The organism is Lentzea sp. NPDC006480, from assembly GCF_040611995.1.
GTDB lineage: Bacteria > Actinomycetota > Actinomycetes > Mycobacteriales > Pseudonocardiaceae > Lentzea.
Window position 1 is genome coordinate 40,830 of record NZ_JBEXPJ010000032.1, and the last position, 26,135, is coordinate 66,964.

Here is a 26,135-nt window from a genome sequence, read left to right on the forward strand (position 1 = left end):
CTCAGGGCAGATCGGCCAGTCGTTTCTCCATCCGTTGTGCCGCCGTGGTACGGCCCTGGGCCCGGTAGAGAGCGAGCGCCTGCGTCCACGCCTGTTCTGCCTCGCGGTACCGGCCGCGGGCGAGCTCGGTCTCGCCGAGCCCCGCTTGCAGGCTGGCCTCGACGTAGGTGTGGCCGAGGCGCCGGGAGAGCGCGATCGCCTCGCTGTAGTGGCGCACGGCCCCGGTGTGGTCACCGGTGCGGTGGGCCAGACAGCCGAGGCTTTTCAGGGTGTGCGTGGCGCCGTCGAGGTGACCGTGGCGGCGGCACAGGGACAGCGCGGCCTCGCAGAGTGCCCGGGCCTGGTCGTGGTCGCCGATCATGATGTGGCACCAGCCGGCGCAGTTGAGCATGTCGGCTTGCCAATGTGGGTGGCCGAGGGCTTGGTAGAGCGCCAATGCGCGCATGGCGTGCTCCAGCGCGCGAGGGTGGTCGTCGAGCTGATCGTGCATCCACGCCAGGGAGTTGTGGGCATGCGCTTCTTCGGTTCTGGCCCCGGCGCGGTGGGCCAGGTTCACCGCCTCGTCCAGATGGTGTTGCGCGGCGGCGAACTGCGACACGGCCGCGTAGCCGTCGCCGAGCGAGCGCTGGGCCAGCAGGCGTGCGTCCGGATCCGCCAGTCGTTCGGCCTCGGCCAGGGCGACGTGCCACACGTCCACGGAGTCGTGCACTCGCCCTTTCCGCCACTGGTAGACGCCCATCGCGCGGGCGAGCAGCCAGGACTGCGGGCCACCTCGGCGTTGCGCGGCCAGCAGGCAAGCGTTTTCCGTCTCGAACCACGCCAGCGCGTCGGACATGTCGGCCGGTGTGGCCGGGACGCATCCTGGTGGCGGAGGTTCCGCGGCTGGTTGTTCGCGATGCGGCGAGAGGACGTCGTGCGCTGCCCGTGCGCTGTGCAGGTAGAACTGGGTGACGCGGTGCAGGGCCTCCTGCTTCTCCCGCGCGGTGCAGAGTTCGGCGGCGTGCAGACGAGTGAGGTCGTGCAGTCGGAAGCGGCCCGGCACGTCCTCGTCGACGAGATGGGCAACGCGAAGAAGGTCCAGCGACAGCACCGTTTCCGCCGCGGAAGCGCCGATGAGGCTTGCCGCCGCGGCGATCCCGATCTCGGGACCCGGTGCGGTGCCCAGCAGGCGGAACGTCCGCACGGCCTCCGGCGACAGACTCGTGAGCGACGCGGTGAACACGGCGCGGAGATCGACGGCGAGCTCGCCCGCGTCGAACGCGTCCAGCCCGGCCGCCGCATCGCGCAGTTCGGTGGCGATGGCCGCGAGCGGAAGAGCGGGTTCCGTGGCGGCCCGCGCGGTCAGAATGCTCAGCGCCAGCGGAAGACCCGCGCACCGGCGCACCACCTCGGCCACGGCATCGGGTTCCGCGCTGAGCCTGTCGTCGCCGAGGTGGCTCGCCAGCAGCTCGCAGGACTCGTGGTCGTCGAGAACGCCGGCGGTGACGATCGACGCGCCGTGTGCGGACACCAGGCCCGGTAATCGCCGGCGGCTGGTGACGAGGACCGCGCAGGTGTCCCCGCCGGGCAACAGGCCATCCACGTGCGCGGTGTCGCGGGCGTTGTCCAGCACCACGAGCATTCGCTTGTCCGCCAGCAAAGTGCGGTACATCGCGGCCTGTGCGACGAAGTTCGACGGTATCTCGCACGCCGCGACGCCGAGTGCTTCGAGGAACGCTCGTATCGCCACTTCCGGTGGCACGGGGTTCTCCCCCGGATCGAAGCCGCACAGGTTCACGTACAGCTGCCCGTCCGGGAAGCGGGCTCGGACGGTGTGCGCCCACTGCAGCGCCAGCCAGGTCTTCCCCACCCCGGCCGGACCGCAGATGACCGACACCCCGGTGAGTGCGAGCTGGGCCAGTTGCCGGGCACGTCCGACGAACCGTCTCGGCGCCGAAGGCAGCTGGCGAGGTACCTGCTCGGGCGCGGCGGCCGGTTCCGCGCCTCGCAACACGCGTTGTTGTGCTTGCCGCAGCTCGGTTCCCGGCTCGACGCCGAGCTCGTCGGCGAGCATCCGCCGGATCTCCGCGCAGACCGCCAGCGCCTCGCTCTGCTGACCGTTGGCCGCCAGCGCGAGCACGAGTCTGGCGTGCAGTCCCTCGTGCAGCGGTTCGGTTGACGCGAGCGCGCGAAGCCGGGGTACCACCGCCGCGGTGTCACCGGACGTGATCGCTTCGTCGGCCAAGGCGATCGTCACCGCCAGGCGTCGTTCCTCCAGCGCCAGCACGCTCGGCAGCCACCGCACCGGATCCGGCAGGTCCGCGAGCACCGGGCCGCGCCAGTGGTCGAGCGCTTCCGACCAGCGCGACTGGTGCGTGAGATCGGTGAACTGGAGCACGTCGACCTGGTCCTGCCCCGCCTTGAGCAGGTAGCCGGATCTCGTCTGCGTCTCCACCCGATCCCCGATGATCTTGCGCAGCTGTGAGACGTAGCCGTGCAACAGATCCCGGTAGGTCGCCGGCGGACGCTCGCCCCACAGCACCTCCACCAGCTGGTCCGCCGACACGACTTCGTTGGCGTGCAAGGCGAGCACGCCGAGCAACGTGCGCACCTTCCCCGTCTTGACGTCGAGCGGGCGGTCGAACCTGCGGACCGTCAACGGTCCCAGCACCTCGATGCGCAGATGCGGCAGCGGACTGTGCCGCAACGCGCGTTCGAGCTGCAGCAACGAGGCCTGGTGCGGGCGTTCGACCTGTCCCTGCTCGATGGCCCGCACCGTGCGCACGCTGACTCCCGCCAGCTTCCCCAGTTCCTGCTGTGTGAGCCCTGCCTTGATGCGGTCTGTGCGCAGCTCGGCGCCGAACGCACGAAAATCGTCGTGCATGTGTCCGTTCTCCCCAGTGTGCCGGTGCCGGCCTCCCAACCGGCAGTCCTGCTCCTTTCGAGCTTGGCCCATCCCCGGATGATCTGGCTACTGCGAATCTCCCGCCCCTGGTCAGGCAGCGTCGCAGCACCAGCTGGAGATCACGCTGTCGCACACCAGACTTCGTGCCAACGGTGCTCGGTAGCTTCGTTCTCGGTGATCGGGCGGCAACACCGCCGGCGGAAGGGGACCGCCGTGAGGCTGGGGGCAGCCACCCGTCCGGCGCCCTCATGTTCTTGTACCGGAATGGAGATGTGGTCTTGAGTACTTCGATCAAAGCATTCGCGGGTCGTGCGGCTCTGGCTGTCGCGTTGGGAGTGGCCGCGCTCATCGGTGGTACCGGTGCGGCTTCCGCCAGCGACTTCCAGACTCAGTACTGGAGCGACCATTGCGACTACGGGCGCGCTTGCGTCCATCACGTCAACGGATCCGTCTGGAACGTCGAGCACTGCGGCGTGACCGGTCTCGACGACTACTACCGCCACGCTTCGGCGCACGGCAACCCGTTCACGGTCTTCTACAAGGACGGCAGCAGCGTCTACGTCGCGGCGTGGACGAACAGGACGATCCCCGCGAAGCTGGCGAGCGGGGTCCAGGTCTACTGCTGACGCGGTGAACACCTCGGTCCGCGACTGTCCATGAACGACTGCGGCCCGGCGCGTGGTGTGCCGGGCCGCAGTGCGCTACTCGACCGAGCACTGCGCACCGTTGAACGTGAACGCGGCCGGCGCCGAGTGCGGGCCACTCGCGTTGCCGTTGTAACCGATCTGCACCGAGCCACCCGGTGCGATCTGCGGGTTGTAGTCGGCGTTGACCGCCGTGACGGTCGAACCGGACTGCCGCGGCGAGGCGTTCCACATGTCCCGCACCGATTCGCCGTTGGAGAAGCTCCACCGCAACGACCAGCCGCTGGTCGGTTGAGTGCCGGTGTTGCGCACGGTCACGCTGGCCTGGAAACCGCCCTGCCACTGACCCGTGACCCGGTAGGCGACAGCGCAGGTCTTCGCGGGCGGTCGCGCAGTGGTCGGCGGAGTTTCGCGCGATGTCGCCGGCGGTGCGGGAGGAGGCATGGTCGGTGGCTGGGGTGAAGGAGACTTCGCCGTCTCCGAGCCGTCGCAGGGCGGGCCCCACAGGCCGCGCCTGGCCGCGGCGGCCTCCTCCTGGGCGTTGATCAGCGGGCCGCCGTCGACGCCTTCCGGTCGCAACGCGCCCCGCTGCACGGCGAGCACCGCGTAGTCGGTGCCGTCCTCGAGTTCGAGGGTGATCTCGCCGGGGGTGAGGCCGGTGAACCGCACGGATCGCGCCAGCAGCGTCGACCTGGCGAAGTCGAGTGACGCCGCGGCCCAGCACGCCTTGGGTTCCGCCAGCGACGCGACCCGGACGCGGGAGCCGTCGGCGAGCTCGACCGTGCGGGCGTCGAGCACGTCGCTCACCACGGTGATCACGTTCTGCGGCGGTACCACCTCGTTGATCAGCGACGGTGGTTTCAGCGGTGTTCGGGAGGACGGTGGCGGCGCCGCCGGGTCGGCTGAGCACCCCGCGCAGAGCAGGGTCAACATCACCAGCACGTGCTTGCGCGCCACCGTCACTCCTGAATGCTCAACTCAACGAGATCTTGCTGTCCAGCGTTGGTTTGCACCAGAAGTCGCGTGGTACAAACCGATCCTGGCTCCGTCCTCGCGCGACTCGCCGACGACGTCCAGCAGCGCCCCGGTCGCGGCGTTCACGAACGTCCAGCTGTCGTCACCGGTCGACGACAGCAGCCACCGGGCAGCGGGACTGTCGGACTTGGTCAGCGTCGCGTTACCGTCCACGGCCGCGATCCGTTGGCCGCTGGCGGTGTTCACCACGGCGAACTGGACGTCGCTGTCGTAGCCGCTCGTCTTGCGCTCGAGCCGCCACACCTGGTCGCTCGCGGCGGTGTCCGTAGTGCGCTGCACCAGCGAAGTTCCGGACGGGGCGAGGGACTTGTCGCTCTGCACACCGGTCAGCCGGTACTCGCCGTTCAACGCCGCCGAGCGGTTGAGACCGCTCACACCCGACACGTCGAACGTGACGACCGACCGCGCGGGCACGGTGAGCGTCGCCTTGCGGTCCTTCACCCGGACCGCGGCGCCCTTGGTCAGCGCGCCGAACATGTCGGTGACGATCGGCCGCACGGAAGCGTTGGGGCGCACCGAGCCGAAGCCCGAGAGGTCCAGCGTCACGGACTGCGGCTGCTCGGACTGGTTGAGGTGCACCACGGTCTTCAGCTCGGTGTTGCGCACCGCGGCCACGTCCGACGTGGTGTTGACCTTGACCAGGCGGTCGCCGGGCTTGACGTAGTGGGTGAAGTTCCGCAGCGTGTGGAACTTGGAGTTGACGCGCGCCGGGCAGGTCGCGAGCGTGTCCTGCGGGCCGCAGTTGAACGGGATCTGGACGACGCCCCAGTTCATGCCGTTCGGCGTCTCGCCGCCGGGCTTCATGTTGTCGTAGTCCTCGACCGCCTGCCACAGCAGCCACGCGCGTGGTTCGAGCTCACGCAGATCGTCGATCACGCGGGCGGCGATGCCCAGGCCGGAGTCCATGGCGGTGAAGTCCTGCTTCGTCCCCCACGAGCCGTCGACCTCGCTCATCCACAACGGTTTGTCCGCTGCCTTGGCGATGTCACGGGCGGACGTGCGGCGGTCCTGGCCGTAGGTGTGCACGTTCAACTGGCCGAGCTGCTGACGCACTTCGGCCGGATAGCCCGCCCAGTCGTCCGCGAAGATGCCGGGGTTGGTCTCGTCCGGAGCGGACACGACGGCCTTGAGTCGCTTGGCGCGCAACGCGTCCGCCACCGCGGGCACAACCTTCGCCTGCAGCGCCGGGCTGATGTGAGCGCCCTCCTGGCGGCCGCCGGTGGGGTTGCCGTCCGGGCCGAGCTTCGTGCTCCAGTACGGGGTGTTGGGCTCGTTGAACGGGTCGAGCGTCGAGAACTTGATGCCGTGTGAACGCTCAAGCTCCGCGGTCGCCTGCGTCAGATACGCGGCGAAGTCCTTGATGCGGTCCTCGCGCAGCTGATCGGCATTGGCGTCGAGCCCACCCGACACGTAACCGCTGACGGTCTGGAACCACGGCGGCGAGTTGCTGAACGCCTCCCACCTGGTGACGTCCGACTTGATCCGGTCGACCCACCAGCGCTGGTTCGGGTCCGCCGAGGCGTCGAAGAACCTGGGGTCGTTCGGTTTCCACCAGTCGGTGTCGGTGCGCTTGGTGCCCGCCGGTGCCTTCCACCAGCCGGGCACGGCCGCACCCGCGCGCAGGTACTGCGGCACGTCCGGGGCGTTGCCGCCGCCGATGTTGTAGCGGGCGATGTTGAGGTTCAATCCGTCCTCACCGAACAGCAGCTCCGCGAGCTGGTTGCGGATCTCGTCCGGGTAGCCGCCGGTGGCGTTCGCGAACCACACCAGGCTCGTGCCCCAGCCCTGGAACGGCTCTTGCTGATAGGTCGGATCCGGCCGCACGGTCACGGACTCCACGGCGGCAGTGGCAGGGACGCCGCTGGAGACCACTGTGGACAGCGTGAGCGCCGAAGCGGCGAGAAGGGCAGGGAATCTGGTCATCGGTTCTCCGTTGAACGGGCGATGTTCGCGCTAACATCTACCGAGGACCGCGTGGTGCGTCAAGGGACTGCCGAGCGGTGGCGCTTCCGCTCGGCAGTCCCTCACCGGAACGCTCATCCCGAGGAGACACGGGCCCTGCTGCTCTCGACCCCGAGGAGGGTTATTTGAGCGAACAGGTGGCGAAACGCTCCAGTCCCTGAGGCCGCGTGCCGACGCGGCCGATGGCGATCGCGATCCGGTCGAGCGCGGAGGCGCGCTTGCCCGTCAACGGCCCGAGAATCGCGTTCTGCACGAAGTTCGGCCCACCCTGACCGGCTGAGGTGCGCAGCCGCTCGTTGGCTTCGGCCTGCTGCTTGTTGAGGTTCTGCAGTTCGCGGTCCACTTCGGCCTGAGCCTTCGCGGGAACGTTCTGCAGCACCGGCACCGGGCACTCGATCGTCTTCCCCGACGCCTGCGATCCGTTGCCGGAACCGGTTCCGGTGTTGTTCCCCGAGGACGCCTGGCGCGAGGTCGTCGGCGCCGCGCCGACGGCCGGAGCCGTGCCAAGTCCGCAGGTCGCGAACCTTTCCAGGCCTTCCGGCTTCTCGGCGACCCGGCCGATGGCCGTCTCGATGCGGTTCAGCGCGGCGACGCGCTTGTCCTTCAGCGGACCGAGAATCGCGTTCTGCACGAAGTTCGGGCCGCCCTCTCCCGCGGAAGTGCGCAGCCTGTTGTTCGCCTCGGCGATCTGCTTGTCCAGGTTGGCCAGTTCACGTTGGACCTCGGCCTGCGCCTGGGCGGGAACGGCCACCGGAATGACGGGCTTCGGGCACGCGATCGACTGACCGGCGGCGTTGTCGCCACCGGCGGCGAACGCGGCGATCGCGGTCCCCGCGGTCAAGCTGGCGGCGACGGCGATTCCGGCAATGAGCACCCGCTTGCGCCGCTCTGGTTTTGCATGAGCTCTCGACATTTCGAACCCTCACGAATCAGTGGACGGATGTGCCGGCACACCGGGATACGGACCGGGACGGTCCGGGGTTCAACTACTTGTGAGCGTTCACAGTTGGTGCGATGCTGGCCGTCTCGTACCGCAGACGCACCTGCGCAGAATTCGGGGACCACCATGCCATCGGCGCACAGACTCGTGCACGAACAGCTTCTCCTGAGAGTTCAGGGGGTCAACCTCAAGATCGCCGCCGTGCACCGCGGCGGCGCCACCGAGCCGATCGTGTTCCTGCACGGGTTCGGCACGAGCAAGGAGGACTACACCGACATCACGCAGCGGCACGACTTCGCCGACCGCGCCTTCCTCGCCTACGACCTGCCGGGGTGCGGCGCCACGGAGTGCTCGGATCTCGGGGCGATCGACGTACCGTTCCTGGTGGAGACCGCACGCGCGATGCTCGACCGGGCGGGCATCGGCCGCTACCACGTCGTCGGGCACTCGCTCGGCGGGCTCACGGCACTGCTGCTCGCACACCGCGAGCCGGGCCGGGTGCTCAGCTTCGTCAACATCAAGGGCACGCTCACACCAGAGGACTGCGCGCCCACCAAACAGGTGCTGTCCCACCAGGAACCGGGCGACCTCTTCCAACGCTTCCTGGAGGGCATCCGCCGCGGCCAGGGCTATTCCAGCGGCCTGTACGCCGCGAACCTGCCGCACAAGGTCCGGCCAGGAGCCGTGCACGGCATCTTCCGGTCCGTGGTCGAGCTCGCCGACCACGGAGACCTGCTGAACAAGTTCCTCGCACTCCCCTTCCCGAAGATGTACCTCTACGGCGAGGAGTGCGCGTCACTGTCCTTTCTGCCGCTGCTGGACGCGAACGGGGTGGAGCTCGCCGAGATCCCGCACAGCGGGCACCTGCCGATGTACTCCAACCCCGTCGCGACCTGGAAGCGGATCGCCGCGTTCTACGCGGGCGACGTCAGTCAGCGCATCCCCGCCGCGAGGCGGTGGTAGGCCGCGTTCCAGCGCAGGCGGTCGCCGAACTGGCCGGGGGTGGTCGCCGAGTCGATCAGCACCAGCTCGGTGGCCGCCATGGTGGCGAAGTCGTGCAGCGTCTCGGATCCGACGGCCTGGGTCAGCACGGTGTGGTGCGGTCCGCCCGCGGTGAGCCAGCACTCGGCCGACGTCGAGAGCGACGGCGCCGGCCGCCACACCGCGCGGGCGACGGGCAGGTTCGGCAGTGGCTCGTCCGGTCCGACGACCTCGACCTCGTTGGCCACCAGGCGGAAGCGGTCGCCGAGGTCGGCGAGGCCGATGACCACGGCCGGGCCCGCCGCCGCGTCGAACACCAGGCGCACCGGGTCCTCGCGGTCGCCGATGTCGAGCCGGTGGATCTCGCACGACGGCACGCCGTCCGCGATCGTCGGGCACACCTCCAGCATGTGCGCGCCGAGCACCTTCGGCGTGCCCGGCCCGAAGTGGTAGGTGTAGTCCTCCATGAACGAGGTGCCGCGCCCGGTTCCGGCGCCCATCACCTTCACCGCGGCGAGAAGTGCGGACGTCTTCCAGTCGCCCTCGCCGCCGAAGCCGTAGCCGTCGGCCATCAGTCGTTGCACGGCAAGGCCCGGCAGCTGCTTCAGGCCGCCGAGGTCCTGGAAGTTCGTGGTGAACGCCCCGAAACCGCCATCGTCCAAAAAGGATCGCAGGCCGATCTCGATGCGGGCGGCGTAGCGCAGCGACGCGTGCCGGTCTCCCCCGCGCGCCAGTTCCGGTGCCAGGCGGTAGGTCTCGGCGTAGTCGGCGACCAGCAGGTCGATGTCGGCGTCCGCCACCGCGTCCACCACGTCGACGAGGTCGTTGACGCCGTAGGTGTTCACCGAGACGCCGAACCGCAACTCGGCCTCGACCTTGTCGCCCTCGGTCACCGCGACGTCGCGCATGTTGTCGCCGAACCGTGCGAGCTTCAACGACCGCAGGTGCGCCAACCCTGCCGCGGCGCGCGCCCAGCCGTCGATGCGCGAGGCCAGCTGCGGGTCGCTCGCGTGACCCGCCACCGTCTTGCGCGCCACGCCGATGCGCGTCTGCACGTAGGCGAACTCGCGGTCACCGTGCGCGGCCTGGTTGAGGTTCATGAAGTCCATGTCGATCGTGGACCACGGCAGCGCCTCGTTCAGCTGGGTGTGCAGGTGCAGCAACGGTTTGCGCAGCAGGTCGAGGCCGGTGATCCACATCTTCGCCGGCGAGAACGTGTGCATCCACGCGATCACGCCGACGCACGACGGGTCGTTGTTCGCCGTCTGCATGATCGAGCGGATCGCGGCCGCGTCGGTGAGCACCGGCTTCCACACGATCTCGGTGCTGATCCGGCCGGAGTCGGCGAGCATGCGCTGGATCTGCTGGGACTGCGCCGCCACCTGGTCGAGCGTCTCCTGGCCGTAGAGGTGCTGGCTGCCGGTGAGGAACCAGACCTGCGGCTTGCCCGCGAACGACATGTGTTCTCCTCGTGGGCTCACTGCCCGTAGACGTTCTGGTAGCGCTCGTAAAGCTTGTCGACGTCGTGCTGCTCGATGGCACTCGCCTTGCCCAGCTGGAGTGCGAAGTGGACGGTGCGCGCCACGTCCTCCAGCATCACGGCGGACTTCACCGCCGACTTCGCGGTCGGGCCGACCGTGAACGGGCCGTGGTTGCGCATGAGCACGGCTTTCGACCTGCTGGTCCTCAGCGTCTCCACGATGCCCTGGCCGATCGAGTCGTCGCCGATCAACGCGAACGGGCCGACCGGGATCTCGCCGCCGAACTCGTCCGCGATCATCGTCAGCACGCACGGGATGGGCTCGCCGCGCGCCGCCCACGCTGTGGCGTACGGGGAATGCGTGTGCACGACCCCGTTCACCTCGGGCATGTGCCGGTACACGTACGCGTGTGCGGCGGTGTCCGACGACGGCGCGAACTCGCCTTCCACGAGGTTGCCGTGCAGGTCTGTCACGACCATCGCGTCCGGTCCGAGCTCGTCGTAGGACACGCCGGACGGCTTGATCACCATCAGGTCGTGGCCGGGAACCCGCGCGGAGACGTTGCCCGCGGTCCAGATCACCAGCTCGTACTTCGTGAGCTCGCGGTGCAGGTCGGCGACCGTGCGGCGCAGCTCTGCCGTGGCGGACATCAGCTCTTCCCCTCCAGTGCCTCACGGCGGAACTTGCGCAGCCGGCGCATGACATCGTTGCCACCGCGACCGAAGTGGTCGTGCAGCTCCTGGTACTCGACGAACAAACGCTCGTAGGCGACGACGTTCTGCGGAATCGGCATGAAGACGTTGCGCTGGACGGAACCCATGGCTCCGGCTGCCTCGCGGATGTCCTCGTAGGCGCCTGCCGCGACGGCCGCGTGCATGGCGCTGCCGAGCGCCGGGCCCTGCTCGGAACCGATGACGGACAACGGCAGATCGGTGACGTCGGCGTAGATCTGCATCAGCAGCCGGTTCTTGATCAGCCCGCCCGCGATCACCAGCTCGGTGACCGGCACGCCCGCGTCGGTGAACGTGTCCACGATGACCCGCGTGCCGAACGCGGTGGCTTCGAGGAGTGCGCGGTAGACGTCTTCCGCTTTCGTGGCCAGGGTCTGTCCGAGGATCACACCGGACAGCTCGTGGTCGACCAGCACGGACCTGTTGCCGCTGTGCCAGTCCAGCGCGATCAGCCCGTGCTCGCCTGGCGCCTGGTGGGCCGCCAGCTCGGAAAGCAGCTCGTGCACGGAGATTCCGCGTTCGCTCGCCTGCTCGTGGTAGGCGGGCGGCACCTGGTTCTTCACGTACCAGGCGAAGATGTCGCCGACGCCGGACTGCCCTGCCTCGTAACCCCAGAGGCCCGGCACGATGCCACCGTCGACCACGCCGCACATGCCCGGGACCTCCGCCAGGGCCTCGCCGCTCATGACGTGGCAGGTGGAGGTGCCCATGATCGCGACCATCTGGCCGGGCTCGACGGCCTGCGCGGCGGGTGCGGTGACGTGGGCGTCGACGTTGCCGACAGAGACCGCGATCCCCTGCGGCAGCCCGGTCCATTCAGCGGCTTGCGCCGTCAGCGATCCGGCGCGGTCGCCGAGTGCGGACAGCGGGTGGTCGAGCTTGTCCTGGACGAACGTGCGGAACTCCGGGTTGAGCTCGGCCAGGAACTCCTCGCTCGGGTACCCGCCGTCCTGGTGGATGCCCTTGTAGCCGGCGGTGCAGGCGTTGCGGGTGTACTCGCCGGTGAGCTGCCAGACGATCCAGTCGGCGGCCTCGACCCAGCGGTCCATCGCCGCGTAGACCTCGGGCGCCTCCTCCAGCACCTGCAGGCCCTTGGCGAACTCCCACTCCGACGAGATGAGCCCGCCGTAGCGCGGGAGCCACGCTTCCTTGCGCTCGCGGGCCAGGTCGTTGATGCGGTCGGCCTGCGGCTGGGCGGCGTGGTGGCGCCAGAGCTTGATGTAGGCGTGCGGGTTGTCCGTGAACTCCGGCAGCTCGCACAACGGCTTCCCGTCGGCCGTCACCGGAACCATGGTGCACGCCGTGAAGTCCGTGCCGATGCCGATCACGAGCTCCGGCGCGACCCCGGCGGCCTCGACGGCCTGCGGGACGGCGGTCCGCAGGACGTCGAGGTAGTCGGCCGGCACCTGCAGCGCCCACTCCGGCGACAGGGCCCGGCCCGTCACCGGCAGAACGCTGTCCACCACGCCGTGGCGGTAGTCGTGCACCGCGGTGCCGAGCTCGGCGCCGTCGCGAACGCGCACAACCACCGCGCGCCCCGACAACGTGCCGAAGTCGACGCCCACCACACACGCGTCGGGATGGATCGTCTCGTCAGTCACGAGCTGAGTGTTATCGCTAACATTCGGCCCGTCAAGATGCTGATGAGACGTCACGAAAAGCCTTGATAGAACCGGTATGAGCAAGAGAGTGAGCGCACGACAAAAGACCCCGCTCGGCGAGACACCGGGCGGGGTCCTCCGCTGACTGGGTCAGGCCGGCGGGGCCACGCTCTCGCGCTGCACCAGCACCGGTGCGATCGTCCGGCGAGACCGCGCGGACTCGCCCTCGCTGACCTGCTCGAGCAGCAGGCTGAGCGTCTCCCGCGCCACCGCTGCGAAGTCCGGGCGGACCGTCGTCAGCGGCGGGATGAAGTAGGCCGCCTCCGGCACGTCGTCGAACCCGACGACGCTCACGTCGTGCGGCACCCGGCGTCCGCGTTCGTGCATCGCGCGCAGGACACCCAGAGCGAGGTGGTCGTTGGACGCGAACACCGCGGTCACCTCGGGCATCCTGGCCAGCATCTGTCCGGCCTTGTAACCCGCCGCGGCACTCCAGTCGGCCGCCACCACCGGCGGCACCTCGGCGTGGCGCCGCTCCAGTGCCCGCCGCCAGCCGTCCACGCGCCCGGCCGCGTCGAACCAGTCGGTCGGACCCGAGACGTGCCACACCGTCGGGTGTCCAGCCTCCAGGAGGTGCTCGGTGGCGGCGTAGGCGCCGGCGGCCTGGTCGACCGTGACCAGGGGCGTCGGGCGTTCCGGATCGCCGTCCACGGTGACCAGCGGCAGGTCCGCCGGGACGTCGGCCAGGGCGTCGGCCGCGGACGAGTTCGGCGCTATCACCACGATCCCGGCCACCCGCTGGTCGCGGTGGCGTTCGACGGCGGCTGCTATCGACTCGCGGTCCAGCACCTTGACCCTGCCGACGCTGACCGCGAACCCGGCCTCCCCCGCCGCTTCCTCGAAGGCGGACAGGAGCGAGGCCGGACCGTACAGCGTCGAGTTCTGCGCCACGACGCCAATGAGCTGCGTCTTGCCCGTGACCAGCGCACGAGCCGCGCGATTGGGCCGGTAACCCAACTCCTTGATGGCGGCCCGGACCCGAAGGCGGGTCTGCTCCCGGACGTTCGGATGGTCGTTGAGCACGCGCGAGACCGTCTGGTGCGACACCCCGGCGAGGCGGGCGACGTCGGTCATCGCGGGGTCACGCACGGTCTTCTGGTCCACGGACGGTCTCCGATCCTTGGTCTAGACCGATCATGTTAGCGATAACACGCCTCGGTCTCGGTGCAGCAGGCCCATTGTGACCGCTATTCGAGCCGGAACGTCGCACGTCGGCGCGCGTCGCGGTCATTGCCGGGCCTGCCGGCCACCAGTCTGCCCCGATCGTGAATGAGATAAGAATCTGCTCCAACATTCAACGAAATCGCCTTGCTGTCCGCGAGCCCGGAGACCCGCCGGAAGCTCGCCGCCCGGCCGTACGCGTCCGTGTCTTCGAACGGGTCGATGCGCACGACGTCACCGTCCACCCGCACGTACCGGTCGGGGAAGTTGACCGACTGCAGCGCGACGGTGCCGGAGCCGAGGAAGCCCGGCACGAACCGGAACTGCGAGTCGGCCAGCTCGCGGACGTTGCCGTCGACCCGCAGCCGGTACTCGTAGTGCCGCACGAACAGTCCGTCCAGCGTGGCCAGCCGGCTGATCGGACCGCCCTTGCCCACCGGGACACCGAACGACGGCGTGCCGTCGTCGTTCCAGTGCAACCGCTGCACGCGGGTGTGCCGGTTCGGGTCGAACAGCGGGTCGCCGGTGATGTCGCGGTAGTCGCGGGCGTGGTAGACCAGCACGTCCACGTCGCCGGCCGTGGTGAAGGAGTTGTGCCCCGGCCCGTACTGCGAGGTCGGCGCGTGCGTCGAGAAGACCGGCTGAGCGGACTTGGTCCACGACCGAGCGTCGAGCAGGTTCGCGTTCTCGTCGGCGGTCAGCAGCCCCATGCAGTAGCGCGCGTCGGTGGCGCTCGCGGAGAACGTCACGAACACCCGGCCGTTGCGGACCAGCACCGCCGGCCCCTCGTTCACCCGGAAGCCCTGCACCTCCCACGACGCCGTGGGCGTGGCGATCCGTACCGGGGTGGTCTTCAACGCGAGCGGTGAGGCCATCTCCGCGATGTAGAGGTTGGTGCCGGACCCCACGGCCGGGTCGTTCTGCGCCCACACGAAGTACCGCTTGCCGCGGTGCGCGAACGTGGTCGCGTCCAGGGTGAACGTGTCCAGGTGCGTGACGATCTGACCGCGCAGCACCCAGCCGCCCTCACGCGGGTCGGCGTTGGGCGACTCCAGCACGTAGGTGCGGATGCGGAACGGCTCGTCCTTGTCCCCCGCGGCGAAGTAGACGTACCACTTGCCGTCGATGCGGTGCAGCTCCGGAGCCCAGATGTAGCCGCCCATCTTGCCGGCCGCCGGGCGACGCCAGATCGTCCGTTCCCGTGCCGCCGCCTGACCGTCCAGAGTGGACGCGCCGCGGACCACGATCCGGTCGTACTCCGGCACCGACCCGGTCAGGTAGTACATGCCGTCGGTCGGCGGCGTGATGAACGGGTCGGCGCGCTGCTCGACCAGTGGGCTGCGCGTCGGCAACCCGGTGTCAGGTTCCGCCGCAGGTGCGGCAGCGGCGGAGACAGCAGCCGAACCCGCGAGCGAAAGGGTGCCGGTGGCGGCGAGGACACCGCCCGTGCCCAGCAGCAGGGATCTGCGGTCGATCACTTGCGGCTCCTGTCCTTGACGCGGAAGACCGTGACGGAGTTCGGCGGGAACGTGTAGGTGAAGACGGTGCGCACGCTCACCTGGCTGGTGCGCGGCTTGATCGGCTGGGCGAACTCGGTGTTCACGTCGTCGGGACGCCCCTGCAGAGTGGTGACCTTCGCGGTCGACGCCACCGGTGTGCCGAGGTCGATCGAGGTGCGGGCGGCGTTGTCCTGCGCGTTGACGACCTTGACGATCAGCTCGCCGGTCGCCACGTCCCGGGTCACGACCTGTCGAAACGGTTCAACGCGCGAGTCGTCGTTGAACTCGCCCCACTTCTGCCCGTCCAGGAACAGCGCGACCTTGCGCCCGCGGACCTCGACCCGCACGTCGTAGATGCGGCCCGTTTCGACGCTGGTGTTGTTGGTGATCAGCGTGCTCTTGGCGCCACCAACGGCCTTTTCCACGGCGGACTGGGTGTTGTTCCAGCCGCCGAGGTTCCACCAGTAGTGGTTGCCGGTGTCCTGCACGCCGAACGCTACGAGGAAGCCCTCCTTGCCGGACTGCTTCGTGGCCTTGAGGTTCAGCGTGTAGTCGCGCCAGTTCTTGTCGCCCGCGGTGACCAAGGTGTTCTCAGCTGCGGCGTCGGACTGGACGTAGGCGCCGTTCACCACGTTCCAGGCACCCTTGCCGGTCTTGGTCCACTGCGCGTCGGTGCCGGAGAAGTCATCGCCGAACAACTGCTGGCCACTGGCGTTGGTAACGCGCACATCGTCGTAGGCAGCGGCGGTCGCCCACGTCGACAGCCCGATAGCGCCGGTGATCGGCGCCTGGGCGGACGGGGTGCTGGACGCGGTGCTCGGCACGACCTCGTCGCCCACGTTGGTCATGAACAGCTTCTGGGTCTCGTAGCTCGCCGAGCCCCACGACGCGTGGTTGTTGAACCAGATCATGTCCGGCTTCCACTGCACGTAGTCCTCATTGGACAGCAGCGGTGCGTACGAGGCGAGCTTCACCACGTCGGCGTTGCGTTCCAAGCCGGTCATGTACGCGGCTTCGCTCAAAGCGTTGAAGTACTTGTTGTCCAGGGAGGCGTACTCGCCGAGGAACACCTTCGGACCGTTGCGGTCGTAGGAGTCGTAACGGTTGTTGTTCTCCAGGAACCACGACGGGCTGTTGTAGTAGTGCTCGTCGACCATCTTCACGCCGGCCTGCTTGTTGAGCTGCCACAACCGGTCGAACGTGCCGCCGGTGTCGTCGGGGCCGGAGTTGCCGACGACCGTGATGTCCGGGTACTTGGCGTTGATCGCCTTGCGGAACTCGGTGAAGCGGGCGAAGTACTCGTCCGGCAGGTTCTCCTCGTTGCCGACCGAGAGGTGGGTGAGCCTGAACGGCTCGGGGTGCCCCATCTCGGCGCGCTTGCGGCCCCAGGCCGAGTCGGCGGCCCCGTTCGCGAACTCGATCAGGTCGAGCGTGTCCTGGATGTGCCGCTGCAGCAGCGCGGGGTCGTCCGTGGCGCGGTTCTGGCCGCAGCCGGTGACCAGCGCGGGCACGACGGGCAGCGGCATCGCGCCGACGTCCTCGGCGAACTGGAAGTACTCGTAGTAGCCGAGCCCGTAGGACTGGTTGTAGCCCCAGAAGTTCCAGTTCGTCGCGCGCTGCTCGACCGGGCCGATCGTGTCCTTCCACTGGTACGAACGGCGGCGTTCGTACGCCGGAGCGTCGTAGCCGTAGTGGCTGCCGGTGTTGACCAGGCAGCCGCCCGGGAACCGCACGAAGCCGGGCTTCAACGCGGCGACCTTCTCGGCGAGGTCGCGGCGCAGCCCGTGCCCCTTGAACGTGTCCTGCGGCAGCAGCGAGATCATGTCCAGCCGCAGGGTTCCGGTGCCGCCGCCGGTGACCAGCAACCGGCCGGTCGTCGTCGACTTCCTGGCGCGGACGGTGCTGGTGTAGCGGGCCCAGCCGTCGCCGCGCACCTGGATCTTCACCGCGTCACCCAGGGGGTTGCCGGCCGGGTCGGTGATCGTGGCGGTCAACGGTGTGGCCGGCTGGTCAGTGCGGGCCCAGACCGAGAAGTCGTAGCGCTGGCCCTCCTGCACCGCGATGCCGGAGTTGTAACCCGAGTTGATGACACCCGCGGGCAGGCCCAGCTTCAGATAGCGGCGGTTGCGCTCGTTCATCCGGCCGCTGTCGTCGATCACATCTACGGTGCCGCTGTGCGGTGCCCACGAGGTCAGGCCGTGGTACGACGCGTTGTCGGCGTTGTCGTACTCGAACGAGCGGTTCTGCACGAGCTCGGCGTAGAGGCCACCGTCTGCGGCCCGGTTGATGTCCTCGAAGAAGACCCCGTACATCGTGTCGTCGATCGACGCGCCCTTCTTCGTGGCGTCGACCTTGAGCGTGTAGTCGGTCTCGGCCGCCACGCCCGAACCGGGGACGGCGGCCAGCAGGGAGGCCGCGAGGGCGGCGGACAGCAGCACGTGCCTGGGGGACATTCATTGGCTCCGGGGCGTTCGTGGGCGTGCGCAGCAAAAGTGAGCGCTAACATACGACCGCCATCAGATCAGGTCAACGGTCACAAGTCGTTATGGTCGAAGGCTTGACGCGACTGATGTGAGCGTTCACTCTTGTCCACCTGACAGCCGCGGACACGCGGCCAGGCTCCGCGACACCGTAGTCACCTCGGAGGAATCCCTGTGCTGAAGAAGATCACGACAGCCGCCAGCGTGATCGCGCTGTGCGCGCTGACAGCGTGCGGCTCTGGCTCTGGCGGTGCCGGCACCGGCTCGTCGGGCGACACCATCACGATGGGCTTCGCCCAGGTGGGCGCCGAGAGCGGCTGGCGCACCGCGAACACCAAGTCGGTCCAGGACGAGGCCAAGGCCGCCGGGATCGACCTGAAGTTCTCCGACGCGCAGCAGAAGCAGGAGAACCAGATCAAGGCGATCCGGTCCTACATCCAGCAGAAGGTCAAGGTGATCGCGTTCAGCCCGGTCGTCGAGACCGGCTGGGACACCGTGCTGCTGGAAGCCAAGCGCGCCAACATCCCGGTGATCCTCACCGACCGTTCGATCGACTCGGACGACAAGTCGTTGTACAAGACGTTCCTCGGCTCGGACTTCGTCGAGGAGGGCCGCAAGGCCGGCGACTGGATGGTCGCGAACGCCACCGGCCCGACGAACGTCGTGGAGCTGCAGGGCACCACCGGCGCGGCACCGGCGATCGACCGCAAGAAGGGCTTCGAGGAGAAGATCGCCTCCAAGCCGGACATCAAGATCGTCGCCTCGCAGACCGGTGACTTCACCCGCTCCGGCGGCAAGCAGGTCATGGAGGCGTTCCTCAAGTCCCAGCCGAAGATCGACGTTGTTTACGCGCACAACGACGACATGGGCCTGGGCGCGATCGAGGCGATCAAGGCGGCCGGCAAGGTGCCCGGCAAGGACATCAAGATCATCACCGTCGACGCGGTCAAGGACGGCATGACGGCACTGGCGGGCGGCGAGATCAACTACATCGTCGAGTGCAACCCGTTGCTGGGCAAGCAGTTGATGGAGCTGGCGAAGAAGGTCGTGAAGGGCGAGGAGGTGCCCGCGCGAGTCGTGACCGAGGAGGGCACGTTCACGCAGGAGCAGGCCAAGGCCGCACTCCCGCAGCGACAGTACTGATGAGCCGGTACTGATCCTTCCCGAGACTGCGGGGCCCGCCGTCCTCTCCACCATCCCGGCGGCGGGTCCCGCACCCCAGCTCTGATTCACCACAGACTGCGGGGCCCGTCACTCACTGCGCATCCAGTGGCGGGCCCCGCACCCCGAGCGACGAAGGCTCCCGCCATGACCGAGTCACCGCCGCCAGTCGTCGAGATGCGGGGCATCAGCCTCGCGTTTCCTGGCGTGAAGGCGTTGCAGGACGTCGACTTCCGGCTGTTCCCCGGCGAAGTGCACGCTCTCATGGGCGAGAACGGCGCCGGCAAGTCCACCCTGATCAAGACGCTGACCGGCGTGCACACCCCGGACAGCGGCACCGTGCTGCTGGCGGGTGACACCGTCGCGTTCACCAGCCCCGGCGACGCCCAGCAGGCCGGGATCAGCACGGTGTACCAGGAGGTCAACCTCTGCGCGAACCTCACGGTCGCGGAGAACATCCTGCTGGGCCGCGAACCCCGCAAGCTCGGCGGCGTCGACTTCAAGGCCATGCGCACGCGGGCCGCCGCGGTGCTCGCCCGGATCGGCGTGCACATCGACCCCGGGTCGGTGCTGGAGTCACATCCCATTGCCGTGCAACAACTCGTGGCGATCGCCCGGGCGATCGCGGTCGACTGCCGCGTGCTCGTGCTCGACGAACCGACGTCGAGCCTGGACGCCGGTGAGGTCGCCGAGCTGTTCCGGATCATGCGGGTGCTGCGCGACGAGGGCGTGGCGATCCTGTTCGTGTCGCACTTCCTCGACCAGGTCTACGAGATCGCCGACCGGATGACGGTGCTGCGCAACGGAGCTCTCGTCGGCGAGCACCTCAGCAAGGACCTGGACCGGCGTGCGCTCATCGCGGCCATGATCGGCCGCGAACTCGGTGCGCTGGAAGCGATCGAGGACGCGAGCGAACGCCGCACCGCGTCCGGCCCGGTGCTCGTGCGCGCGGAAGGACTTGGGCGGAAAGGCGCCATCGCGCCCTTCGACCTCGACATCCGCGCGGGCGAAGTGGTCGGGCTGGCCGGGCTTCTCGGTTCCGGCCGCACGGAGCTGGCACGGTTGTTCTTCGGTGCGGACAAGGCGACCGAGGGCAGGCTGCTCGTCGACGGCGCACCGCTGCACCTGCGCGGGCCGCGCTCGGCGATCGCGGCCGGGATCGCGTTCTGCTCGGAGGACCGCAAGGGCGAAGGCCTGGTCGCGGACCTCAGCATCCGCGACAACCTCGTGCTCGCCATGCAGGCCGCGCGCGGGTGGAGCCGCCCGGTGCCGCGCAGGCTCAAAGACCAGCTGGTCGAGAAGTACCTGGCCGCGCTGGACATCCGGCCCGCGAACCCGGACGCGCTGGTGCGCACGCTCAGTGGCGGCAACCAGCAGAAAGTGCTGCTGGCCCGCTGGCTCGTCACCGAACCGCGGCTGCTGATCCTGGACGAGCCGACGCGCGGCATCGACATCGGCGCCAAGGCCCAGATCCAGCAGCTCGTCACGTCCCTGGCCGCGGAGGGCACGGCGGTCCTGTTCATCTCCGCGGAACTGGAGGAGGTCGTGCGCATCGCCGACCGGATCGTGGTGCTGCGCGACCGGCACAAGATCGCCGAGCTGGACGGCGGTTCGAGCATCGACGAGGTCGTCGGGCTCATCGCCGGCGAGCACCTTTCCGAAGAGGTGGCGTCATGAAGAACCGCTTGCTGTGGCCCCTGCTCGCGCTGGCCGCGTTGCTGGTGCTCAACCTCGTCGTCACCCCGTCGTTCTTCTCGTTGCGCATCCAGGACGGCCACCTCTACGGCGGCCTGGTGGACGTGCTCAAGAACGGCGCGCCGACGCTCCTCATCGCGCTCGGCATGACCCTCGTGATCGCCACCCGAGGCATCGACCTGTCCGTCGGCGCCGTCGCGGCGATCGCGGGCGCGGTCACGTGTGTCCACATCGGAGCGTCGGGTGACGCGGGCACGGCGTTCGCGGGCATGGCGATCGCGCTCGTGCTCTGCGCGCTCCTCGGCCTCTGGAACGGTTTCCTGGTGGCGGGCCTGGGCATCCAGCCGATCATCGCCACCCTGGTGCTGATGACGGCGGGCCGCGGCATCGCCATGCTGGTCACCGAGGGTCAGATCATCACCGTCAACAACGACCCGTACCGGCAGGTCGGCGCCGGGTTCCTCATCCTGCCGATCTCGATCCTGATCAGCCTCGCGGTACTCGGGCTGGTAGCGCTCACCACGCGCAAGACCGCGCTGGGCATGCTGATCGAGGCTGTCGGCGTGAACCCCGAGGCGTCCAGGCTGGCGGGTGTCCGCGCGAAGACCATCATCTGGACCGTCTACGTGTTCGCGGCGGTGTGCGCGGGCATCGCGGGCCTCATGATCAGCTCGAACGTCAGCGCGGCCGACGCCAACAACGCGGGCCTGTGGATCGAGATGGACGCGATCCTGGCCGTCGTCATCGGCGGCACCTCGCTCGCGGGCGGCCGCTACTCCCTCACCGGCACGCTGCTCGGCGCGCTGATCATCCAGACCCTCACCACGACCGTCTACACGATCGGCGTCGCACCCGAGGTCACGCTGGTGTTCAAGGCGGTCGTCGTCATCACCGTGTGCCTCGTCCAGGCCCCGAAGGCCCGCGCCGCGCTCAGCTTCCGGAAGGTGGCCACGACATGACCGCTCTCACGACCCGGTTGACGTCGCGGCTGCCGTCCCGGTTCCTGCCGGTCCTCGCGACCGTGGTGCTGTTCGCGCTCACATTCGGGGTGGGCTCAGGACTCTACGACGGGTTCGCGTCCGGCCAGGTGATCGCGAACCTGTTCATCGACAACGCGTTCCTGATCGTCCTCGCGGCGGGCATGACGTTCGTGATCCTCAGCGGCGGCATCGACCTGTCCGTCGGCTCGGTCGTCGCACTGTCCACGATGGTCACCGCGGCCGGGCTGAAAGCGGGCTGGCCACTCCCCCTGGTCATCATCGCCGTGCTCGTCATCGGCAGCACGCTCGGCCTGCTGATGGGCCTGGTGATCCACAAGTTCGACATCCAGCCGTTCATCGTCACGCTCGCCGGCATGTTCCTGGCCCGCGGCCTGTGCTTCCTGATCAGCGTGGAGTCGGTGTCCATCAAGGACGCCACGTTCCGCGGCATCGCCACCGCCGTCATCGAACTGCCCGGCGGCGTCACCATCACCTACAACGTGATCATCGCGCTCGTCGTGGTCGCCGCGGCCCTCTTCGTGCTGCACCGCACCAGGTTCGGCCGCACCGTCTACGCGGTCGGCGGCAACGAGCAGTCGGCGTTGCTGATGGGCCTCAAGACCGCGCGCACCAAGGTCGGCGTCTACGTGATCAGCGGGTTCTGCTCGGCGCTGGCGGGCCTGCTGTTCAGCCTCTACATGCTGTCCGGCTACGGCCTGCACGCCGTCGGCATGGAACTGGACGCGATCGCGGCCGTCGTCATCGGCGGCACCCTGCTCGCGGGCGGCGTCGGTTACGTGCTCGGCAGCCTCGCCGGAGTGCTGGTGCTCGGCACGATCCAGACGCTGATCTCGTTCCAGGGCACGCTCAGCTCGTGGTGGACCAAGATCGTGATCGGTGCGCTGCTGCTGGTGTTCATCGCGGTGCAGCGCGGCCTGATCCGCGGCAGGGCGACCTGACAGGATCTCGGTCCGTGAAAGGCCCGAGCAACCACGACGAGCTGCTGGCGCTGCGCACCCAGCGGGATTCCGTGACCTCCCACGAGGTGGTCGAAGCCGGAGACCGGCAGGTGCCCGTGCGCATCTTCGGTCCCGGCCGGCCACCCCGTGGCGTCTACCTCGACATCCACGGCGGCGGCTTCTACCTGGGCCCGACCGCGCGGGAGAACGCGCGCAACCAGCAGCTCGCCGACACGCTCGGACTCGCCGTCGTCAGCGTGGACTACCGGATCGCCCCCGAAGATCCCTGGCCGGCCGCGCCCGACGACTGCGAGACGGCCGCGCTGTGGCTCATCGAGCACGCCGAGGCCAGGTTCGGCACGACACAGCTGGCCATCGGCGGGTTCTCGGCGGGCAGCACCCTCGCCGTCACGACGCTGCTGCGCCTGCGTGACCGAGGGCTGAAAGCGTTCGATCGCGCCGTGCTCCAGTTCGGCACGTACGACCTGAGCGGACTGACCGCGGCGGGCCGGCTGATCGCCGACGAGTACTTCATCCAGGCCTACGCCGGGCACGTCGAAGACCGCACTGTGCCAGACATTTCCCCTGTGCACGGCGATCTCAGCGATCTGCCGCCGTTGCTGATGGTCGTCGGCGCCGAGGACATCCTGCTGCACGACAACCAGGCCATGGCCGCACGCGTGCGGGCAGCGGGAGGCGAGGCCGACCTGCGCGTCTACCCCGGCGCGCCGCACGCGTTCACCAACCGCGACACCGAGATCGCCAGAGCCGCGCGGCACGACATCGAGGCCTGGCTGGCCGCGGCCCAGTGTCCTGCGCCAGGAGTTCTGGCCCGCGGACCCGCTACCGCCGGGTCGGCTTGTTCGACACGACGAGCGGGGTGAACCGCGCCCCGTCCACGTTCGGTCCCGTGAGCGTGCCGTTGTTGCCGAGGCAGCCGACGTAGGTGCCGCCGGACGCCCAGGGGCTCGACGCGGCCGCCGCGACATCGCGCATGCCCGGCTTGGCGGAGGATCGTCGTGTCACCCCGGCATCGTGATCGCTGCCGATCGCGGCGTCGAAGTCCGTCAACTGAGCAGCTCCGCCACGTGCACCACCTCACGGCGAGCCCAGGTGCGGTGTCGCCCACCGTGGAACGCCACGCGCACGCTCTCCGCGAGCGTCACCGCGGTCACCTGCCCGACCGGTCCGATCGAGCCGTACAACCGGACGACATCGCCTGGAGACAGCCTCTCGGCGGGCTTCGTCCCGATGTTCCGCGCGAGGGACGCGGGCTGCACGAACGTGGTCAGAATCCCCCACGCGGCTCCGAACAGCAGAGGAACCACGACCACCAGGACACCGGCGGCGACCGGAAACGTGCTGACCAGCAACACCGCACAGACCATCGCCCCCAGCATCCCCAGCAACGCCGCCATGAGCGCCGAGCTCACCGGCCAGTCGCCGAACTGGAGCCAGCCCGTCGTGCGCACCCAGCCACCTGCGGTCAGACCGCGCGGCGGCCTGCCGTCCGGGAGGCAGAGCTGCCCGCCGGGACCGTCGGCGGGCTTGCTGAACAGGTCGACAGGATCCTCAGTGGACACGCCGCCACCTCAGCTGGTCACGGCCGTTGCGCTCGCAGACCATCTCGTCGCCGTTCGCGGACGTCCTCCGCGCACCTTCGACGTAGCACGGCCTGCCCAGCAGAACGTCCAGCCAGGAGCCGTCGCGTGAAGGTGGCGAGGTGGACGTGACCACAGGTGAGGACGGTGGATCAGGCTCCGTTGTGGTGGTTGCGGCGGTTGTGGTCGTGGTTGGCACAGAGGACGAGGACTCGCCGGAGCCCGTCGTCGTCACCGTCGTCTGCTCGTCCGTGGCACAGCTGACGGCCCACAGACCACGGTGCTCCTGACGGGCGGAGGAATCGACGATCGCGAGATCATCGCGGGCCATCAGATCTGCGGGTGCCCAACCGCCGTGCACGATCGTGCGCGCGTAGTCCGTTCCGTCCGGCAGCACCACGTCGACCGTCATCACCTCGCTGTCGAAACCACCGTCCTTCCTGACGACGAGCCGGACGTTCCTGCCGAGCAACAGGTTCTGGGCGGCTTCGCGTGACTCGGGAGACCGGCAACCAGCGTGGAGCAACCCGGCGACGTGAGCGCGGAAGGAGAGCCCGGTGACGGGTTCCACACCGTCGAAGGAGTCCACATCGGACACCGTGCGCACCACGGCCTCGAACGAGTCGCCCCGGTGCACGGCCGCTTCCGGTCCGGCACGCCGGTAGTCCTGCGGCAGCACCTCGCCGGCGAAGCCGACCGCTCCGGTGGTGGCGACCGCGGTGACGACACCGAGGCACGTCATCGCCAGTCGCGTCGACTGCCGGGAGCGCCACCAGAACAGGCGGACAATCGCCGGGCGCCTCTCATGAATGTTCAACTCGGCCGTCTCGGGCAATTTCAATCCCAGCATGATGAGGGGTCGGACAATCCGTGCGACAAACAGGTGCGCCGACCGCGCGAAACCCATGTCCACTCGCAACTATCTCTGTGTTTACCGTGGTAGAGGCAGTGTTACCGCTCACAACTGAACACGTCAACAACCGAAAAGGTTCAATCGAATGCTTATACATCTTTCACAGCGGCTCGCTGTGATTGCGTCCGCACGAGTTCGACACCATCTGTCGAACGTTCGACGGCAAAGGCGGACAGCCCCACCGGTGAAATGCAGGGCCCGGTGAAGTCGGCGGCCGGCCATCGACTGGCTGTGCCGCGGTCCGTGATCGTGAGTTGGCCGCAGTCAGCTGCCCGGAGCAATCGTTCTGCTGATCACCCCGGTTCCAGCACGGACCGGGTGACCGCGGCGCGCGACTAGGATCGTGGCCTGCGCGGAGATCGACAGGACAGGTGGCTTGATGAAGCTGGGCGATGTCACCCGGACGGCGCTGGCGTGCGTCCGGATCTTCAACGGCGCGCTCGGGTTGTTCGCGGCCGGGAAGATGGCGAAGAGCCTCGGCGGCGAACTGGGCGAGGACAAGCGGTTCGTGTACCCGGCGCGCATGTTCGGCATCCGCACCCTCGTGCTCGGCGTCGACCTGCTGACCCTGAAGCCCAGTCGCCGGGTCCTGCGGCAGGCTGTGCTCATTCACGCCACGGACACCGCCGCCGCGTTCTACGCTGGTCGCAGTGGCGAGCTCCCGGCGAAGGCGGCGAAGCTCACCACGATCGTCTCCGCCGTCAACACCGGGCTGGCCGTCGTGTCGCTCGTCGCCGCCGAGAAGGACAGCTGATTCGTGGTCGAGATCGACCTGCTCGGAGAGGTGAGCGCGCGGGTCGGCGGGCACCACGTCGAACTGGGGCCCGCGCGGCAGAGGTGTGTGCTCGCGGCGCTGGCGGTCGACGTCAACAAGACCGTGTCGATCACGCAGCTGACCGAACGCGTCTGGGGTGACGAGCCGCCCGCGCAGGCACGGTCGACGCTGCACAGCTACCTCTCGCGGCTGCGGCAGGCGGGCATCGAGCTGGCCACCCGGCCGACCGGGTACGCGCTCGTCGCGGAAGAGTCCTCTGTGGACCTGATGCGGTTCCGGAAACTGCGCAAGGAGAACAAACTCGGCGACGCCATCGCGTTGTGGCGGGGCGAACCGCTGACCGGCATCGCGGGCGAGTGGGCCCAGCTGACCCGCGATCGGCTGAACGAGGAACGCGACGCCGCCGAGCTCGACCTCATCGACGCACGTTTGCAGCTCGGCAGAGGCCCGGAGCTGCTGGCCTCCATCGCCGCGCACGCGACGGACAAGCCACTGGACGAGCGCGTGGCCGCCCAGCACATGCGAGCACTCGCCCAGGCCGGTCGCATCCCCGAAGCCCTCGACCAGTTCCACGCCCTGCGCACGAGGCTCC

At 68.8% G+C, this 26,135-nt stretch carries 22 protein-coding genes; 9 read left to right on the plus strand and 13 right to left on the minus strand.

Annotation, left to right across the window (positions count from 1 at the left end):
• Position 1 precedes the first annotated feature (1 nt).
• Positions 2 to 2,863, minus strand: a complete 2,862-nt coding sequence (locus ABZX92_RS15595) for a BTAD domain-containing putative transcriptional regulator (RefSeq protein WP_355558930.1) — start codon at positions 2,861 to 2,863, stop codon at positions 2 to 4.
• A 299-nt stretch (positions 2,864 to 3,162) separates the two neighbouring features.
• Between ABZX92_RS15595 and ABZX92_RS15600 the strand changes: the two genes are divergently transcribed.
• Positions 3,163 to 3,510 (plus strand): hypothetical protein, encoded by a 348-nt coding sequence (locus ABZX92_RS15600; protein ID WP_355558932.1) that lies wholly within the window; start codon positions 3,163 to 3,165, stop codon positions 3,508 to 3,510.
• 75 nt (positions 3,511 to 3,585) lie between these two features.
• On the opposite strand, the gene ABZX92_RS15605 is transcribed toward ABZX92_RS15600, so the two are convergent.
• The 3 genes from ABZX92_RS15605 to ABZX92_RS15615 all read right to left on the minus strand — a co-directional run bounded on the left by ABZX92_RS15605 (position 3,586) and on the right by ABZX92_RS15615 (position 7,438).
• Positions 3,586 to 4,485, minus strand: coding sequence for a cellulose-binding domain-containing protein (locus ABZX92_RS15605; protein WP_355558935.1), 900 nt, complete (start codon positions 4,483 to 4,485; stop codon positions 3,586 to 3,588).
• 21 nt (positions 4,486 to 4,506) lie between these two features.
• On the minus strand, positions 4,507 to 6,486 hold the full coding sequence (locus ABZX92_RS15610) for an RICIN domain-containing protein (protein ID WP_355558938.1): 1,980 nt from the start codon (positions 6,484 to 6,486) through the stop codon (positions 4,507 to 4,509).
• 160 nt (positions 6,487 to 6,646) lie between these two features.
• Positions 6,647 to 7,438 carry a hypothetical protein gene (locus tag ABZX92_RS15615; protein ID WP_355558940.1) on the minus strand — a complete coding sequence of 264 codons (792 nt, stop codon included), beginning with the start codon at positions 7,436 to 7,438 and terminating at the stop codon, positions 6,647 to 6,649.
• A 174-nt stretch (positions 7,439 to 7,612) separates the two neighbouring features.
• Here ABZX92_RS15615 and ABZX92_RS15620 point away from each other — a divergent pair, with 174 nt between their 5' ends.
• On the plus strand, positions 7,613 to 8,428 hold the full coding sequence (locus tag ABZX92_RS15620) for an alpha/beta hydrolase (protein WP_355558943.1): 816 nt from the start codon (positions 7,613 to 7,615) through the stop codon (positions 8,426 to 8,428).
• Here the strand turns inward: ABZX92_RS15620 and araA are convergent.
• The 6 genes from araA to ABZX92_RS15650 all read right to left on the minus strand — a co-directional run bounded on the left by araA (position 8,398) and on the right by ABZX92_RS15650 (position 17,432).
• The gene (gene araA, locus ABZX92_RS15625; RefSeq protein WP_355558945.1) at positions 8,398 to 9,906 is read right to left on the minus strand and encodes an L-arabinose isomerase; all 1,509 of its coding nucleotides are present in this window, start codon (positions 9,904 to 9,906) and stop codon (positions 8,398 to 8,400) included. The two genes, ABZX92_RS15620 and araA, sit on opposite strands and share 31 nt — an antisense overlap.
• A gap of 17 nt (positions 9,907 to 9,923) precedes the next feature.
• Entirely contained in the window at positions 9,924 to 10,577 is a 654-nt protein-coding gene (locus ABZX92_RS15630; protein WP_355558948.1) for an L-ribulose-5-phosphate 4-epimerase, read from the minus strand.
• A complete protein-coding gene (gene araB, locus ABZX92_RS15635) occupies positions 10,577 to 12,259 on the minus strand; it encodes a ribulokinase (RefSeq protein ID WP_355558950.1) in 1,683 nt (560 codons plus the stop codon). Before araB ends, ABZX92_RS15630 begins: the two co-directional genes overlap by 1 nt.
• Positions 12,260 to 12,409: 150 nt before the next feature.
• A complete protein-coding gene (locus tag ABZX92_RS15640; RefSeq protein ID WP_355558953.1) occupies positions 12,410 to 13,423 on the minus strand; it encodes a LacI family DNA-binding transcriptional regulator in 1,014 nt (337 codons plus the stop codon).
• An 83-nt stretch (positions 13,424 to 13,506) separates the two neighbouring features.
• Positions 13,507 to 14,958 (minus strand): family 43 glycosylhydrolase, encoded by a 1,452-nt coding sequence (locus tag ABZX92_RS15645; protein WP_355558956.1) that lies wholly within the window; start codon positions 14,956 to 14,958, stop codon positions 13,507 to 13,509.
• Positions 14,955 to 17,432, minus strand: a complete 2,478-nt coding sequence (locus ABZX92_RS15650) for an alpha-L-arabinofuranosidase C-terminal domain-containing protein (RefSeq protein ID WP_355558959.1) — start codon at positions 17,430 to 17,432, stop codon at positions 14,955 to 14,957. Before ABZX92_RS15650 ends, ABZX92_RS15645 begins: the two co-directional genes overlap by 4 nt.
• A 201-nt stretch (positions 17,433 to 17,633) precedes the next feature.
• Here ABZX92_RS15650 and ABZX92_RS15655 point away from each other — a divergent pair, with 201 nt between their 5' ends.
• From ABZX92_RS15655 to ABZX92_RS15675, 5 genes are all read left to right on the plus strand, one after another.
• A complete protein-coding gene (locus ABZX92_RS15655; RefSeq protein ID WP_355558962.1) occupies positions 17,634 to 18,602 on the plus strand; it encodes an ABC transporter substrate-binding protein in 969 nt (322 codons plus the stop codon).
• Between the two features lie 165 nt (positions 18,603 to 18,767).
• Positions 18,768 to 20,297 (plus strand): sugar ABC transporter ATP-binding protein, encoded by a 1,530-nt coding sequence (locus ABZX92_RS15660; RefSeq protein ID WP_355558965.1) that lies wholly within the window; start codon positions 18,768 to 18,770, stop codon positions 20,295 to 20,297.
• Complete coding sequence (locus ABZX92_RS15665; protein ID WP_355558968.1) at positions 20,294 to 21,274, plus strand: ABC transporter permease; 981 nt, start codon at positions 20,294 to 20,296, stop codon at positions 21,272 to 21,274. Before ABZX92_RS15660 ends, ABZX92_RS15665 begins: the two co-directional genes overlap by 4 nt.
• Positions 21,271 to 22,254 carry a galactofuranose ABC transporter, permease protein YjfF gene (yjfF, locus tag ABZX92_RS15670; RefSeq protein WP_355558971.1) on the plus strand — a complete coding sequence of 328 codons (984 nt, stop codon included), beginning with the start codon at positions 21,271 to 21,273 and terminating at the stop codon, positions 22,252 to 22,254. The genes ABZX92_RS15665 and yjfF overlap by 4 nt, the downstream gene beginning before the upstream one ends.
• A 14-nt stretch (positions 22,255 to 22,268) precedes the next feature.
• On the plus strand, positions 22,269 to 23,138 hold the full coding sequence (locus tag ABZX92_RS15675) for an alpha/beta hydrolase (protein ID WP_355558973.1): 870 nt from the start codon (positions 22,269 to 22,271) through the stop codon (positions 23,136 to 23,138).
• On the opposite strand, the gene ABZX92_RS15680 is transcribed toward ABZX92_RS15675, so the two are convergent.
• From ABZX92_RS15680 to ABZX92_RS15690, 3 genes are read right to left on the minus strand one after another with little or no spacing between them, the layout of a single operon-like run.
• Positions 23,098 to 23,325: a hypothetical protein gene (locus ABZX92_RS15680; protein ID WP_355558976.1), complete on the minus strand. Its 228-nt coding sequence runs from the start codon at positions 23,323 to 23,325 to the stop codon at positions 23,098 to 23,100. The genes ABZX92_RS15675 and ABZX92_RS15680 overlap by 41 nt on opposite strands.
• A complete protein-coding gene (locus ABZX92_RS15685) occupies positions 23,322 to 23,837 on the minus strand; it encodes a hypothetical protein (protein ID WP_355558979.1) in 516 nt (171 codons plus the stop codon). Before ABZX92_RS15685 ends, ABZX92_RS15680 begins: the two co-directional genes overlap by 4 nt.
• Positions 23,827 to 24,597, minus strand: a complete 771-nt coding sequence (locus ABZX92_RS15690) for a hypothetical protein (RefSeq protein WP_355558981.1) — start codon at positions 24,595 to 24,597, stop codon at positions 23,827 to 23,829. Before ABZX92_RS15690 ends, ABZX92_RS15685 begins: the two co-directional genes overlap by 11 nt.
• Before the next feature lie 550 nt (positions 24,598 to 25,147).
• Between ABZX92_RS15690 and ABZX92_RS15695 the strand changes: the two genes are divergently transcribed.
• Together ABZX92_RS15695 and ABZX92_RS15700 are read left to right on the plus strand one after the other, a co-directional pair.
• Positions 25,148 to 25,522 carry a hypothetical protein gene (locus ABZX92_RS15695; protein ID WP_355558984.1) on the plus strand — a complete coding sequence of 125 codons (375 nt, stop codon included), beginning with the start codon at positions 25,148 to 25,150 and terminating at the stop codon, positions 25,520 to 25,522.
• 3 nt (positions 25,523 to 25,525) lie between these two features.
• Positions 25,526 to 26,135: BTAD domain-containing putative transcriptional regulator (locus tag ABZX92_RS15700; protein WP_355558987.1), on the plus strand; the 610-nt coding region annotated here is incomplete at its 3' end.

Bases quoted from the DNA above. Each gene is read 5' to 3' on its own strand.
- ABZX92_RS15595 (WP_355558930.1), bottom strand. From the start codon at position 2,863: ATGCACGACGATTTTCGTGCGTTCGGCGCCGAGCTGCGCACAGACCGC.
- ABZX92_RS15610 (WP_355558938.1), bottom strand. From the start codon at position 6,486: ATGACCAGATTCCCTGCCCTTCTCGCCGCTTCGGCGCTCACGCTGTCC.
- ABZX92_RS15615 (WP_355558940.1), bottom strand. From the start codon at position 7,438: ATGTCGAGAGCTCATGCAAAACCAGAGCGGCGCAAGCGGGTGCTCATT.
- araA (WP_355558945.1), bottom strand. From the start codon at position 9,906: ATGTCGTTCGCGGGCAAGCCGCAGGTCTGGTTCCTCACCGGCAGCCAG.
- ABZX92_RS15630 (WP_355558948.1), bottom strand. From the start codon at position 10,577: ATGTCCGCCACGGCAGAGCTGCGCCGCACGGTCGCCGACCTGCACCGC.
- ABZX92_RS15650 (WP_355558959.1), bottom strand. From the start codon at position 17,432: ATGTCCCCCAGGCACGTGCTGCTGTCCGCCGCCCTCGCGGCCTCCCTG.
- ABZX92_RS15660 (WP_355558965.1), top strand. From the start codon at position 18,768: ATGACCGAGTCACCGCCGCCAGTCGTCGAGATGCGGGGCATCAGCCTC.
- ABZX92_RS15665 (WP_355558968.1), top strand. From the start codon at position 20,294: ATGAAGAACCGCTTGCTGTGGCCCCTGCTCGCGCTGGCCGCGTTGCTG.
- yjfF (WP_355558971.1), top strand. From the start codon at position 21,271: ATGACCGCTCTCACGACCCGGTTGACGTCGCGGCTGCCGTCCCGGTTC.
- ABZX92_RS15690 (WP_355558981.1), bottom strand. From the start codon at position 24,597: ATGACGTGCCTCGGTGTCGTCACCGCGGTCGCCACCACCGGAGCGGTC.
- ABZX92_RS15695 (WP_355558984.1), top strand. From the start codon at position 25,148: ATGAAGCTGGGCGATGTCACCCGGACGGCGCTGGCGTGCGTCCGGATC.